The organism is Streptomyces sp. NPDC051907, from assembly GCF_040681075.1.
GTDB lineage: Bacteria > Actinomycetota > Actinomycetes > Streptomycetales > Streptomycetaceae > Streptomyces.
In genome coordinates this window covers 1-13082 of record NZ_JBFAYB010000146.1, presented here as the reverse complement: position 1 = coordinate 13082, position 13082 = coordinate 1, and the positions used below count along the sequence as shown (strand labels likewise).

Sequence of the window (13082 nt, the reverse complement as noted above, 5' to 3'; positions counted from 1 at the left end):
CGAGCGTGTTTTCGGCCAGTCCTACTTGGCCGTCGTCCAGGGACCGAAGTCCGGCCGCCACCACGTGCCTGCCCGTCCGCCGGCCATGCGTCCGCCGGCCGCTCACCGCGCGTCTGCCGGCACGCCCGCCACGTGCCGGCCGCCTGCCATCACGCGTATGGCGGCCCTCGCGGCGCGCGTGCTGGCCGCCCATCTCGTGCCTGCCCTGGCGCCCGCCACGCGTCCGCCGGCCCCCACCGCGCACCTGCCCGCCGCCCTGGCCGCGCCGCCCCGCCCGCCGTCGCACGCCCCCGTGCCCGGCTATGGCCTTCCGCAGGGATTCTGACGTACCGTCAACTTCCTTGCCGCCCAGGAGGCCAGCCGTGTCAGACGACCGACCGATCCCCCTCGACGAGTACCCCGTCCACCAGGCGCCCCTGTCGATGAAGCACCTGGTCACCAGCGACCGCAACGCGTACGACCGGTGCATCTTCCATGTCTTCGACCACGCCGGCCGCGCCCTGCTCATCGCCGGCCTCGGCGTCTACCCCAACACCGGCGTCATCGACGCCTACGCCACCTTGCGGGTCGGCGACCGGCTGCACGCCGTACGGGCCTCCGACGCGCTCACGGACGACCGGATGAACCTCTCGGTGGGCCCGCTGCGCGTCAGCGTCGACGAGCCGCTCGTCCGTCTGTCCCTGCACTGCGACGCCGACCCGCACGAGGCGGGCTCGCTCTCGTACGACATCGAATGGCACGCCGACTTCCCCGCCGTGTGGGAGCCGCACCACATCCAGCGCCGCGGCGGGCGGCTCATGCTCGAAGGCCGCCGCTTCGTCCAGGCCGGCAGCTGCAGCGGCGTCATCCGCGCCGACGGCCAGGAGATACCCGTGGCGGCCGGCCAGTGGACCGGGACCCGGGACCGCAGCTGGGGCGTGCGCCCCATCCCCGGCGAGGAGGGCGGCCGGGCGGCCGAGGAGATGCGCCCCGAGGGCTTCCACTGGCTCTGGATCCCGGTCCGCTTCGAGGACCGGTTCCTGATGGTCATCGCCCAGGAGGACGCCGACGGCTACCGCACGCTCAGCGAGGCGCTCCTCGTGCGCGACGGCGTGCCGGACGTCCAGCTGGGCTGGCCGCACACCGACATCGACTACCACCCCGGCACCCGCGACCCCCGCGGCGCCGTGGTCCACCTCACCGACCCGGCCCGCAAGCCCCTCGAACTCGGCGTCGAGATCCTCGCCTCCTCGCCGCTCGCCGTCGGCGCGGGCTACCCGCCGGCCGCCGACTGGCAGCACGGCACCTGGCAGGGCCGCGACTGGACCGACCGGCGGGTCTACGACCTCGGCGACCCGGCCGGCCATCCGATGGCCGCCTACGGGGTCACCGACCACTCCGCCCGGTTCACCCTGGAGGGGCGGACCGGCTACGGGATCTTCGAGCACGGAACCTTCGGCCGCCACGACCCGAGCGGCTTCACCGGCTATGACTCGGTCGCCGGCTAGCGGCCGGGGCGCGGCGGCCGGCGGATCTGGGCCGACCGGCGGATCCGGGTCCCCCGACGGATCGCAGTCCGCCGGCGGATCAGAGGGCATCACCGAACGTATGCGATCAGGCGTCTTGCGTCACCGGCGGGCGGGGGCGACTCCCGCCGCCGAGTGCGCTGTTCACCACATGAACCTGTGAGGAGCACCGCCATGGCCACACCGCCCCGCCCCCGCACCACCACCCGCGACCCCGAGGAGCTCGCCCGCCGGCTCACGTCCTGGCTGGCCGCCCGGCTGCCCGGCGCCAAGGTCAGCGGCGTCCGCGCGCCCGAGTCCAACGGCATGTCGAGCGAGACGCTGCTCTTCGACATCGAGCACCCCGACCCGCCCGTGCGGGCCTGCGCGCTGCGGCTCGCCGCCGACCCGGACGCGTACACGGTCTTCCCCGTGTACGACATGGCCGAGCAGTACCGCACCCTGCGCGGCGTCGCCGAGCACACCGACGTCCCCGTGCCGCGCGTGCTGTGGCTGGAGGAGGACCCGGCGGCGCTGGGCGCCCCGTTCTTCGTGATGGAGCGCGTCGAGGGCAGGGTGCCGCCGGACGTCATGCCCTATACCTACGAGGGCAATTGGCTGCACGCGGCGAGCGAAGCGCAGCGCGCCGCGCTTGAGGAGTCCACCGTCGCCCTCATCGCCCGACTGCACGACCAGTACCCGGTCGAGCCGGGGCAGGGCGACACGCTGCGCCGGCATGTGCGCGGCCAACGGGCGTACTACGCCTGGGTGGTGGAGGGGCTGCCGCGCTCGCCGCTGATCGAGTCGGGCTTCGACTGGCTCGAGGCGCACTGGCCGAAGGACGCCGGCGAGACGGTGCTGAACTGGGGCGACGCGCGCATCGGCAATATCGTCTACGACGGCTTCGAGCCCGCCGCCGTCCTGGACTGGGAGATGGCCTCACTCGCCCCGCGCGAGGTGGACCTCGGCTGGACGGTGTACCTCCACCGCTTCTTCCAGGATCTGACGGTGAGCTTCGGGCAGCGCGGACTGCCCGACTTCCTGCGCAGGGACGCCGTCGAGCGGCGCTACGCCGAGCTCACCGGCCACACGCCGCGGGACATGGACTTCTACACGCTCTACGCGGCGCTGCGGCACGCGATCGTCATGCTCCGGGTGGCCTATCGGCAGGTCCACTTCGGCGAGGTCGAGCCGCCGCGGGAGCCGGACGGGCTGATCCTGCACCATGCCGGCCTCGCCGCCATGGTGCAGGGGAGCTACTGGGCCTAGGCCGCCGCCGAGCGGCGCATCCCCGGCCCCTTCAGGGGGCGCGAGCCCGGACCGCCGATGTGCGAGAAGGGCTGCTTCCGCCAGTCGAGCCCCTGAGGGAGCGTCAGCAGCAACGCGGTGTCCTGCTCCTGGACCTCCAGCGTCTCGTCCGCGGGCGCGGCGTCCCCGGCCGGCCGGCCCGTGCCCGCGCAGACGGTCAGACCGAACGGGTTCCACGGGGTCGGGCACAGCGCGTGCTCCGGCAGGACGTGCTCGTCCGCCAGAAGGGCGATTGGCTGGGCGCAGTCCGGGCAGATGACCCGGTACATCTCAAAGGTGTCGTACGCATCGAGCTCGTCGACGTCGGCCGGCTCAGCCGAATCGACGGGCTCCGGTTCGGTGCGTCCGGTGTTCTCGGTGTTCTGCATGGAGAATCTCCCCCTCAGGTGGGCCGACCAGGCACGTGCGGCCTCGACCACAGCAAGCAATTCCCCTCGCGCGCGGCAGGTAACCGTGCGGTCACGATGGACACGGGTCAGGGTCTGTGGCATTCGTCACATGCCTGCCGCAGGTGCCGCTCCGGGCCGCCGCCGACTGTGCCGGAGGGGACTCGGGGCAATAAGTTGATCCGCATGGAGGAGCTGGATCGTCAGATCGTGGAATTGCTCGTCAAGGACGGGCGCATGAGCTACACCGATCTGGGCAAGGCCACGGGCCTGTCCACGTCGGCGGTGCATCAGCGCGTCCGCCGCCTCGAGCAGCGCGGCGTCATCCGCGGCTATGCCGCCGTCGTCGACCCGGAGGCGGTGGGGCTGCCGCTGACGGCGTTCATCTCGGTCAAGCCCTTCGACCCGAGCGCGCCCGACGACATCGCCGACCGTCTCGCGGACGTCCCCGAGATCGAGGCGTGCCACAGCGTGGCGGGCGACGAGAACTACATCCTCAAGGTGCGCGTGTCGACGCCGCTGGAGCTGGAGCATCTGCTCACCCGCATCAGATCCAAGTCCGGCGTCTCCACCCGCACCACCGTCGTGCTGTCCACCCCGTACGAGGCACGCCCGCCGCATATCTAGGCTGGTCCCATGACCGAGAGCGCCGCCCCCCAGAGCGAACACCGCACCGTGCTGCTGCGCGGTGGAGAAGTCCACAGCCCCGCCGACCCCTTCGCCACGGCGATGGTCGTCGAGAAGGGCCACGTCGCGTGGGTGGGCTCGGAGGGCGCCGCGGACGCGTTCGCCGACGGCGTCGACGAGGTCGTCGACCTCGAAGGCGCGCTGGTCGCTCCGGCGTTCACCGACGCCCATGTGCACACCACCGCGACCGGCCTCGCCCTCACCGGCCTCGACCTCTCCGGCGCCCGCACCCTGGCCGAGGCGCTGGACCTCGTACGGCGGCACAGCGCGGCCCGCCCCGGCGACACGGTGCTGCTCGGCCACGGCTGGGACGCCGCCCGCTGGCCCGAGCAGCGCCCGCCGGCCCGCGCCGAGCTCGACGAGGCGACCGGCGGCCGGCCGCTCTACCTGCCCCGCGTCGACGTCCACTCCGCAGTCGTGACCACGGCCATGCTCGACCTGGTGCCCCAGGCCGCCGAGCTGGCCGGCTACCGCCCGGACGCACCGCTCACCGCCGCGGCCCACCACGCCGTGCGCGCCGCGGCCCACGCCGCGATCACCCCCGCCCAGCGCGAGGCCGCCCAGCGGACCGCGCTCGCCCGCGCCGCGTCCCTCGGCATCGGCACCGTCCACGAGTGCGCCGGCCCCGACATCTCCGACGAGGACGACTTCACCGCCCTGCTCGCCCTCGCACGGGCCCAGCAGGGCCCCCGTGTCGTCGGCTACTGGGCCGAACAGGTCACCGGGGAGGAGGACGCCCGCCGCATCCGCGAGCTCGGCGCGATCGGCGCGGCCGGCGACCTCTTCGTCGACGGCTCCCTCGGCTCGCACACCGCCTGTCTGCACGCCCCCTACGCCGACGCGCCGCACACCGGCACCGCCCACCTGGACGCGGCGGCCGTCGCCGCCCATGTCATCGCCTGTACCGAGGCCGGGCTGCAGGCCGGATTCCACGCCATCGGCGACGGCGCCCTCACCGCGGTCGTCGACGGCGTCAGGGCGGCCGCGGACAAGCTGGGCCTCGCCCGGGTGCGCGCCGCACGGCACCGCGTCGAGCACGCCGAGATGCTCACCCCCGAGACCATCGCCGCCTTCGCCGAGCTCGCCCTCACCGCGTCCGTGCAGCCCGCCTTCGACGCGGCCTGGGGCGGCGAGGACGGCATGTACGCCCAGCGCCTGGGCGCGGACCGGGCCCGCACCCTCAACCCGTACGCCGCCCTGCTGCGCGCCGGCGTCCCGCTCGCCTTCGGCTCCGACAGCCCGGTCACCCCGCTCGACCCCTGGGGGACCGTGCGGGCCGCGGCCTTCCACCGCACGCCCGAGCACCGGATCTCCGCCCGCGCTGCCTTCACCGCCCACACGCGCGGCGGCTGGCGGGCCGTCGGCCGCGACGACGCGGGCGTCCTGGTCCCCGGCGCGCCCGCCGACTACGCGGTCTGGCGCACCGGGGAGCTCGTCGTCCAGGCCCCCGACGACCGGGTCTCCCGCTGGTCCACCGACCCCCGCTCCGGCACCCCTGGCCTGCCCGATCTCAGCCCCGGCGGCGAACTCCCGGTCTGCCTGCGGACGGTGGTCTTCGGACAAACCGTCTTTGAGCGGCCGAACGAGTGACGTAGGGACATTTCGTACGGCCGATGGTTGTTCCCCGTGTTCGGCCGCGACCTGCGGATCTTCCGCGCTGACCTGCTGGTTTGGGCAAACCGCGCAGATCAGCCGACTGTTGACAGCGAGAGGCCACCGGCGGGTAGGTTCGGCCGAGTCCACCACGGGACGTCCGACCGGCAGACCTCCCCGCAGTCGTCGAACGCCGCTGGGTCATGGGGCAGTGCGCCGCACCGGGGCACTGCCACTGGGAGCCAGATTCAGCGCCCGCGCTTCGGGGCGAGGGAAGGTCTCAGCCGGTGGGGGTTCCCCCCTGCTCCATAGGAGCTTGGGGGAAGGTGTGACCCGGGTGGGGCCCGGCGTTCAGTAGACAACGGCTCTCGGTCGACCCGCAGCCAGCGGGCCCCAGGTCGGCCCGAAGGACGCCGGGCCCTGGTCCGCCTCCGCCCCGCGACCGCACGCCGTGCCCGTCCGGCCGCATGCCCTGCCGAGGCTCGCCGCCCCCCGAGGTCCGTGCCGCCGCAGCCGCGCCGGAAGCGCTCGCTAAGGTGGTGATCTGCGTACGGACTTTAAGGGGCAGCAGTGAACGACGGCGGTCAGCGGCGATACGGCCCGCTCGGCAGAGCCTTGGTGATCATCCCGACCTATAACGAGGCCGAGAACATCAAGCCGATCGTCTCCCGGGTGCGCGCTGCCGTGCCCGAGGCGGACGTCCTCATCGCCGACGACAACAGCCCCGACGGCACAGGGAAATTCGCCGACGAGCTCGCGGCCGAGGACGAGCAGGTGCACGTCCTGCACCGCAAGGGCAAGGAGGGCCTCGGCGCCGCCTACCTGGCGGGCTTCGACTGGGGCATCGAGCACGGCTACGGCGTGCTGGTCGAGATGGACGCCGACGGCTCCCACCAGCCCGAGGAGCTGCCCAGGCTGCTGACCGCCCTCAAGGGCGCCGACCTGGTGCTCGGCTCCCGCTGGGTGCCCGGCGGCCGGGTGGTGAACTGGCCCAAGCACCGCGAGTTCCTCTCGCGCGGCGGCAGCACGTACTCCCGACTGCTGCTCGGCGTGCCGATCAGGGACGTCACCGGCGGCTTCCGCGCCTTCCGGGCCGAGACCCTCCAGGGCCTCGGGCTCTCCGAGGTGGCCTCGCAGGGCTACTGCTTCCAGGTCGACCTCGCGCGCCGGGCGGTCGCCGCCGGGTACCACGTCGTCGAGGTCCCGATCACCTTCGTCGAGCGCGTGGTGGGCGACTCCAAGATGAGCCGGGACATCGTCGTCGAGGCGCTGTGGCGGGTCACGGCCTGGGGGATCGGCGGCCGGGCGAACCGTCTGCTGGGCCGCAAGTCCAGCTGAGCCGGGCGGGGCGATCGGCTGAGCCGGGCGGGACGATCTTGTTGATCACCCCCTCACGCCGCTCTGGCGGGCCTCCAGGCACACTGGGAGCATGACGACCGGCGCACCGCCCCCGACAGCCCCCAAGCGCTCGCGCGCCCGCACCTTCGTCCCCCTCGGCATCGCCGCCTGGCTGGTGCTCGAGGTGTGGCTGCTGACCCTCGTGGCCGGAGCGGCCGGCGGGCTCACCGTCCTCGCCCTCCTGGTCGGCGGCGCCGTGCTCGGCGCCGTCGTCATCAAGCGCGCGGGCCGCCGGGCCTTCCGCAGTCTTCAGGAGACTCTTCAGCAGCAGCAGTCCGGGCAGAGCCCCGCGGCCCCCCAGAGCGCGGGGAGCACCGGCAACGGCTTCCTGATGCTCGCCGGGCTGCTGCTGATGCTGCCCGGCCTGATCTCGGACGCGGCGGGACTGCTCCTGCTGATCCCGCCGGTCCGCTCGATGCTGGGGCGGTACGCGGAGAAGTCGCTGGACCGCCGGATGCGCGCGGCGGGCGCGGGGACCCTGGGGGGCGCCTTCCAGCAGGCCCGCATCCACCGCCCGGACGGCAAGGTGGTGCAGGGCGAGGTGATCCGGGACGAGACCCCGCGCCCGGACGACTCGTACCGGAACGAGGGCCCCCGCCCGCCGCTGGCGCACTGAGGACGGCGCCTGTCAGTGCCCGCGGATCCGACGGACGCGCCCGCGGGGCTGGATTTTCAGCCCGTCCGGCGTTTGAGGACACGGCCGAAGGTTGTACGGACGGTCGCCCAAGCATCGCCTCACCCTCCCGCCTCCCTGAACGCACGCAGAGCCGCGGGCTGTGACACACACTCGGTGTGCCGCAGCCCGCGGCTCTTCATTGCTGTGTTGCGGTTGTTTTATGCGGTGCGGGTTACGCGGTCAGGCGGACTTCCGGCTGTCCCGCGGATGCACGGCGATGTTCATGGCGCCGGAGCGCAGGACCGCCAGCCTCTCGGCCAGCACCTCCTCCAGCTCCTCGCGGGTGCGCCGCTCCATCAGCATGTCCCAGTGCGTCCGCGCCGGCTTGCCCTTCTTCTCTTCGGGGCCGTCCCCGTCGACCAGGAGTGCCTGGGCGCCGCACGCCTTGCACTCCCACTCCGGCGGAATCTCCGCCTCTACCGAGAACGGCATCTCGAATCGATGGCCGTTCTGGCATGCGTACTCCACCGCCTGGCGCGGGGCCAGATCGATGCCGCGGTCCGTCTCGTAGCTGGTAACCACGAGGCGCGTACCGCGGAGAGCTCGCTCACTCATGAATGGTGCCTCCCGGGCTTGTCGCCCACAGGACAGGTGTCGCTGTCGTCGTCATCCGGTCAACGTCCGGTCGGCGGTAAAGATTCCCGTTCCGGGTCATGCGTCGCCCGTCGTGCCGCTGCTTTTCCTGGGTTTGGGTACCCACCAGTGCCCGGTTTGTCACATCTGACAGGAAGTGTCACCCAGTGATTTCACTTCTTCAGCACGCAGTAACGGTCCGCCTGGCAGGCCAAAGGCGTACACTACCGGCCTTTCACTTCAACGTCTAAATCCGGTCCGGCACGGGGTTGCCCGCGGCCGCCACGGCCCGCCGTACCGGAACCCGTGCGAGCAGGACGAAACCGAGCCCGAAGAAGATCACCAAAGAGACGATCGCATCCCTATAACTGCCGGTCAGCTGGTATGCCAGCCCGAACACCAGGGGTCCCAGCCAGCTCAGTCCCCGGTCGCTCATCTCATAGGCCGAGAAATACTCCGCCTCCTTGCCGCGCGGCACCAGATGAGAGAAGAGCGACCTCGACAGCGCCTGGCTTCCGCCGAGCACCAGACCGATCGCCCCCGCCAGAGCGTAGAACCACACCGGAGACTTCGCCGGCAGGAAGTATCCCGCCGCCAGAATCAGCGTCCAGACCGCCAGCGACGCGAGAATCGTCCGTTTCGCCCCGTGTGTGCGGGCCAGCCGCCCCATCCCCAGCGCCCCGGCCACGGCCAGGACCTGCACCAGCAGCACCGCGGTGATCAGCGTCGTCTGATCGAGGTCCAGCTCCTCCGAGCCGTAGATCGACGCCTGCGAGATCACCGTCTGCACACCGTCGTTGTAGATCAGGTACGCCAGCAGGAACGACAGCGTCAGCGGATGCTTGCGCATGTCCTTCAGGGTCGCCATCAGCTGCCGCCACCCCGAGCCGACCGCTCCCTCGCCGCCGGACGGGAGCGCCCGGTCCCGCAGCCGCCGCAGCGGGATGAGCGTGAAGGCGCCCCACCACAGGCCCGCCGACGCCAGGCAGATCCGTACCGCCTCCCCCTCCGAGAGCCCGAAGGACTCGTGGCCCGAGTAGACGACGAGGTTCAGCACCAGCACCAGCGCGCCCGACGTATAGCCGAACGCCCAGCCCCGCGACGACACCGCGTCCCGCTCGTCGGGCTCCGCGATCTGCGGCAGATAGGCGTTGTAGAGGACCATCGACACGGACAGCGACGCGTTCGCGACGATCAGCAGGAACGCGCCCAGTAGATACCGCTCGCCGCCCAGGAAGAACATCCCGGTCGTCGCCGCGGCGCCTACATACGCGGCGACCGCCAGCAGCGGCTTCTTGCGGCCGGTGCGGTCCGCCCGCGCCCCCGCCAGCGGCATCAGCAGCACCGCCACCACCATCGAGAGCGACACGGAGTACGCGAAGACCGACCCCGCCCGCACCGGAATGCCCAGCGGATGGACGAAGCCCTCCGCATCCGCCGCGGCTTTCGCCACCGAGGTCAGATACGGGCCCAGAAACACCGTGAGCACACTCGTCGAGTAGACCGAGCACGCGAAGTCGTAGAAATACCAGCCGCGTTGCTCGCGCTTGCGCTGGCCCGTACCGGTCGTCCGGTCCGCGGTGTCGGCCGTCACCCGCGCCCCCTTGCTCGTGCTCGCGCAGACGTTCCAGGGCTCAGACCCAGACTCCCCGCTCGGTCAGTACCGTGCGCAACGTCTCCAGATGATCGGTCATGATGCCATCCACCCCGAGGTCCACAAGTGCCGCCATCCGGTCGGCGTCGTTCACCGTCCAGACATGGACCTGGAGCCCGCGGGCATGGGCCAGCCGGACGAACCGGCGGTCCACCACCCGTATGCCGCCCTGCTTCTCCGGCACCTGAGCGCATATCGCGCCCGCGCGGAGCGCCGCCGGTATCCCGTACGAGCGCAGCCGCAGGCTCGCCACCCCGCGCACGCCGTACGACGTCGCCAGCCGCGGGCCGGCCAGCCGCGCCGCCCGTGCCACCCGGCCCTCCGAGAACGAGCCCACGCACACCCGGTCCCAAGCCCCCGTCCTGCGCACCAGGTCCACCAGGGGCGCCAGCGCGGACTCGGCCTTGAGGTCGACGTTCCAGCGCGCCTGGGGGAACTCCTCCAGCAGCTCCTCGAACAGCGCGAGCGGCTCCCGGCCCGCCACTCTGGCCTGGCGCACCTCGCTCCACGGCAGCGCCGCGATCTTGCCCCGAGCGTCCGTCACCCGGTCCAGCGTCGCGTCGTGGAACGCGACCAGCCGGCCGTCCGCGGTGGTGTGCACATCGGTCTCGAAATAGCGGAAGCCGAGGTCCGCGGCCCGTCGGAAGGCGGCCGCGGTGTTCTCTATCCCGTCTGCCGCCCCGCCGCGGTGGGCGAAGGGGAGCGGCGTGGGATGGTCCAGGTAGGGATGGCGTACGACAGTCACGGGCGAAGTATCGCCTGTCTGGGTGTCCCCTTGGCGACCACCGTGCTGCCCTCGTCCTCCGGGACGGCGAACACCCGTAGGAACAGCTGCGCCAGCGGGCCGATCGCCACGGCGTACGCCACCGTGCCGGCGCCCACCGAGCCGCCGAGGGCGAAGCCGGTCGCGACGACCACGACCTCTATAGCGGTGCGGACCAGCCGGATGGAGCCGCCCGTCACCCGGTGCAGTCCCGTCATCAGGCCGTCGCGCGGCCCCGGGCCGAAGCGCGCCGATATATACAGACCCGTCGCGACACCGTTGAGCACGATCCCCGCCGCGAGCACCGGGATCTGCGCGCCCAGGCCGTGGATGTCCGGGACCACGGCCAGCGTGCCGTCCATGGCGATGCCGACGGCGAAGACGTTCGAGACCGTCCCCAGCCCCGGCCGCTGCCTGATCGGGATCCACAGCAGCAGCACCACCGCGCCGACGACGATCGAGACCACGCCGATCGTCAGCCCCGTGAGCTCGGCGAGACCCTGGTGGAGCACGCCCCAGGGCTCCAGCCCGAGCCCGGCGCGCACCAGGAGCGCCGAGCTCACTCCGTACAGCGCCAGACCGACGTACAGCTGCGACAGCCGCCGGGCGAGACGTGGTCTGCGGCCAGCGCGCCGCCCTCCGGCGAGATCCGGCCTTTCGGTGCGATGCGCGGCCACGATGACGCTCCCTGAGTGGTAGTTGTGGACTGACTCATGTCACTCTGTGGCTATGGAAGAGGCGGCAACCATGGCCAATTCGATGAAGGTGGACTGACTTTTATGACTCAGTGGACCTCAGCGGTGGGCGCGACGCAGCTCGCCCGGCAGCTCACCGCCCAGACCCGGCCCCAAGGCCCCGGCGTCCGGAAGCCGCCCGCCTACCGGGCCCTCGCCGACGGCATCCGCCTCCTCGTCCTCGAAGGCCGCGTCCCGGTCGCCGCCCGGCTCCCCGCCGAACGCGAGCTCGCCCTGTCGCTCTCCGTCTCCCGCACGACCGTCGCGGCGGCCTACGAGGCGCTGCGCGCCGAGGGCTTCCTGGAGTCCCGCAGAGGCGCCGGCAGCTGGACCGCCGTGCCGGCCGGGAACCCCCTGCCCGCGCGCGGACTGGAGCCCCTGCCGCCCGAGTCCCTCGGCTCGATGATCGACCTGGGCACCGCGGCCCTGCCCGCCCCCGAGCCCTGGCTCACCCGGGCCGTCCAGGGGGCCCTCGAGGAGCTGCCCCCGTACGCCCACACCCACGGCGACTACCCGGCCGGGCTGCCCGCGCTGCGCCAGATGCTCGCCGACCGCTATAGCGAACGCGGCATCCCCACGATGCCCGAGCAGATCATGGTCACCACCGGCGCCATGGGCGCCATGGACGCGATCTGCCACCTCTTCGCGGGCCGCGGCGAACGCATCGCCGTCGAGTCCCCCTCCTACGCCAACATCCTCCAGCTGATGCGCGAGGCCGGCGCCCGCCTCGTGCCGGTCGCCATGGCCGAGGGGCTGACCGGCTGGGACCTGCCGAGGTGGCGGCAGGTGCTGCGGGACGCCGCGCCCCGCCTCGCCTATGTCGTCGCCGACTTCCACAACCCGACCGGCGCGCTCGCCGACGAGGACCAGCGCCGCCGCCTGGTCGACGCCGCGCGGTCGGCCGGCACGGTCCTCGTCGTCGACGAGACCATGTCGGAGCTCCATCTGGACGACGCCATGGAGATGCCTCGACGGGTGTGCGCCTTCGACCCCGCGGGCAGCACGGTCCTCACGGTCGGCTCGGCCAGCAAGGCCTTCTGGGCGGGCATGCGCATCGGCTGGGTGCGCGCCGCCCCCGACGTCATCCGCTCGCTCGTCTCCGCCCGCGCCTACGCCGACCTCGGCACGCCCGTGCTGGAGCAGCTCGCCGTGAACTGGCTCATGGGCACCGGGGGCTGGGAGGAGGCCGTCTCCCTGCGCCGGGCCCAGGCCCGCGAGAACCGCGACGCGCTGGTGGCGGCGGTGCGCAGGGAGCTGCCGGACTGGGAGTTCGACGTGCCGGACGGCGGGCTGACGCTCTGGGTGCGCACGGGCGGGCTCTCCGGCTCGCGGCTCGCCGAGGTCGGCGAGCGCGTGGGGGTGCGGGTGCCCTCAGGGCCGCGCTTCGGCGTGGACGGGGCCTTCGAGGGATACGTACGGCTGCCGTTCACGGTCGGCGGCCCGGTCGCGGAGGAGGCCGCCGTACGGCTGGCGGCCGCGGCGCGGCTGGTGGCGACGGGCGCCAGCACGGGGACGGAAGCGCCGCGGACCTTCGTGGCGTGAGGCTGGCGTCTGGGACGTTCGTGGCCGGATGCGGGGGCGCTACGGATCTTCGTGGCCTGACGTTGGGGCGCTGCGGACCTTCGTGGCCTGATGCGGGGGTGCCGCGGACCTTCGCGGCTTGAGGTGGGGCCGCCACGGGCCTTCGTGGCCGGATGCGGGGGCGCTATGGCCCTTCGCGGCCTGACGTTGAGGCACAGCGGGCCTTCGTGGCCTGATGCGGGGGTGCCGCGGACCTTCGCGGCCTGACGTCGGGGCGATCGGTGTTGCCCGCCGCCGCCACCGTC

The 13082-nt window shown here is 72.6% G+C and carries 12 protein-coding genes and 1 pseudogene; 8 read left to right on the top strand and 5 right to left on the bottom strand.

Going from position 1 to position 13082, the window contains the following annotated elements; all coding sequences use genetic code 11:
• The 3 genes and pseudogenes from AB0M39_RS39050 to AB0M39_RS39040 all read left to right on the top strand — a co-directional run.
• Positions 1–325, top strand: a pseudogene (locus AB0M39_RS39050) (hypothetical protein); the annotation flags it as partial.
• A 37-nt stretch (positions 326–362) separates the two neighbouring features.
• Complete coding sequence (locus AB0M39_RS39045; protein WP_365373042.1) at positions 363–1487, top strand: hypothetical protein; 1125 nt, start codon at positions 363–365, stop codon at positions 1485–1487.
• A gap of 192 nt (positions 1488–1679) precedes the next feature.
• The gene (locus AB0M39_RS39040) at positions 1680–2753 is read left to right on the top strand and encodes a phosphotransferase family protein (RefSeq protein WP_365373039.1); all 1074 of its coding nucleotides are present in this window, start codon (positions 1680–1682) and stop codon (positions 2751–2753) included.
• On the opposite strand, the gene AB0M39_RS39035 is transcribed toward AB0M39_RS39040, so the two are convergent.
• Positions 2750–3160 carry a hypothetical protein gene (locus AB0M39_RS39035; RefSeq protein ID WP_365373037.1) on the bottom strand — a complete coding sequence of 137 codons (411 nt, stop codon included), beginning with the start codon at positions 3158–3160 and terminating at the stop codon, positions 2750–2752. The two genes, AB0M39_RS39040 and AB0M39_RS39035, sit on opposite strands and share 4 nt — an antisense overlap.
• Positions 3161–3364: 204 nt before the next feature.
• Between AB0M39_RS39035 and AB0M39_RS39030 the strand changes: the two genes are divergently transcribed.
• The 4 genes from AB0M39_RS39030 to fxsA all read left to right on the top strand — a co-directional run bounded on the left by AB0M39_RS39030 (position 3365) and on the right by fxsA (position 7472).
• Positions 3365–3805 (top strand): Lrp/AsnC family transcriptional regulator, encoded by a 441-nt coding sequence (locus tag AB0M39_RS39030; protein ID WP_365373034.1) that lies wholly within the window; start codon positions 3365–3367, stop codon positions 3803–3805.
• A 9-nt stretch (positions 3806–3814) separates the two neighbouring features.
• On the top strand, positions 3815–5455 hold the full coding sequence (locus AB0M39_RS39025; RefSeq protein WP_365373032.1) for an amidohydrolase: 1641 nt from the start codon (positions 3815–3817) through the stop codon (positions 5453–5455).
• Positions 5456–6028: 573 nt separating this feature from the next.
• Positions 6029–6796 carry a polyprenol monophosphomannose synthase gene (locus tag AB0M39_RS39020; RefSeq protein WP_365373029.1) on the top strand — a complete coding sequence of 256 codons (768 nt, stop codon included), beginning with the start codon at positions 6029–6031 and terminating at the stop codon, positions 6794–6796.
• 91 nt (positions 6797–6887) lie between these two features.
• On the top strand, positions 6888–7472 hold the full coding sequence (fxsA, locus tag AB0M39_RS39015) for an FxsA family membrane protein (RefSeq protein WP_365373027.1): 585 nt from the start codon (positions 6888–6890) through the stop codon (positions 7470–7472).
• Between the two features lie 240 nt (positions 7473–7712).
• On the opposite strand, the gene AB0M39_RS39010 is transcribed toward fxsA, so the two are convergent.
• From AB0M39_RS39010 to AB0M39_RS38995, 4 genes are all read right to left on the bottom strand, one after another.
• Positions 7713–8087, bottom strand: coding sequence for an RNA polymerase-binding protein RbpA (locus AB0M39_RS39010; protein ID WP_003959706.1), 375 nt, complete (start codon positions 8085–8087; stop codon positions 7713–7715).
• A 265-nt stretch (positions 8088–8352) separates the two neighbouring features.
• Positions 8353–9699 carry an MFS transporter gene (locus AB0M39_RS39005; protein WP_365373025.1) on the bottom strand — a complete coding sequence of 449 codons (1347 nt, stop codon included), beginning with the start codon at positions 9697–9699 and terminating at the stop codon, positions 8353–8355.
• 40 nt (positions 9700–9739) lie between these two features.
• Positions 9740–10504 carry a glycerophosphodiester phosphodiesterase family protein gene (locus tag AB0M39_RS39000; protein ID WP_365373022.1) on the bottom strand — a complete coding sequence of 255 codons (765 nt, stop codon included), beginning with the start codon at positions 10502–10504 and terminating at the stop codon, positions 9740–9742.
• Positions 10501–11121 (bottom strand): hypothetical protein, encoded by a 621-nt coding sequence (locus AB0M39_RS38995; protein ID WP_365373044.1) that lies wholly within the window; start codon positions 11119–11121, stop codon positions 10501–10503. The genes AB0M39_RS39000 and AB0M39_RS38995 overlap by 4 nt, the downstream gene beginning before the upstream one ends.
• Before the next feature lie 180 nt (positions 11122–11301).
• On the opposite strand from AB0M39_RS38995, the gene AB0M39_RS38990 reads away from it, so the two are divergent.
• Complete coding sequence (locus tag AB0M39_RS38990; RefSeq protein WP_365373020.1) at positions 11302–12798, top strand: PLP-dependent aminotransferase family protein; 1497 nt, start codon at positions 11302–11304, stop codon at positions 12796–12798.
• Positions 12799–13082: the final 284 nt, after the last annotated feature.

Coding starts and splice junctions, on each gene's coding strand:
- AB0M39_RS39010 (WP_003959706.1), bottom strand. CDS start 8,087: ATGAGTGAGCGAGCTCTCCGCGGTACGCGCCTCGTGGTTACCAGCTAC.
- AB0M39_RS39030 (WP_365373034.1), top strand. CDS start 3,365: ATGGAGGAGCTGGATCGTCAGATCGTGGAATTGCTCGTCAAGGACGGG.
- fxsA (WP_365373027.1), top strand. CDS start 6,888: ATGACGACCGGCGCACCGCCCCCGACAGCCCCCAAGCGCTCGCGCGCC.
- AB0M39_RS39040 (WP_365373039.1), top strand. CDS start 1,680: ATGGCCACACCGCCCCGCCCCCGCACCACCACCCGCGACCCCGAGGAG.
- AB0M39_RS39025 (WP_365373032.1), top strand. CDS start 3,815: ATGACCGAGAGCGCCGCCCCCCAGAGCGAACACCGCACCGTGCTGCTG.
- AB0M39_RS38990 (WP_365373020.1), top strand. CDS start 11,302: ATGACTCAGTGGACCTCAGCGGTGGGCGCGACGCAGCTCGCCCGGCAG.
- AB0M39_RS39035 (WP_365373037.1), bottom strand. CDS start 3,160: ATGCAGAACACCGAGAACACCGGACGCACCGAACCGGAGCCCGTCGAT.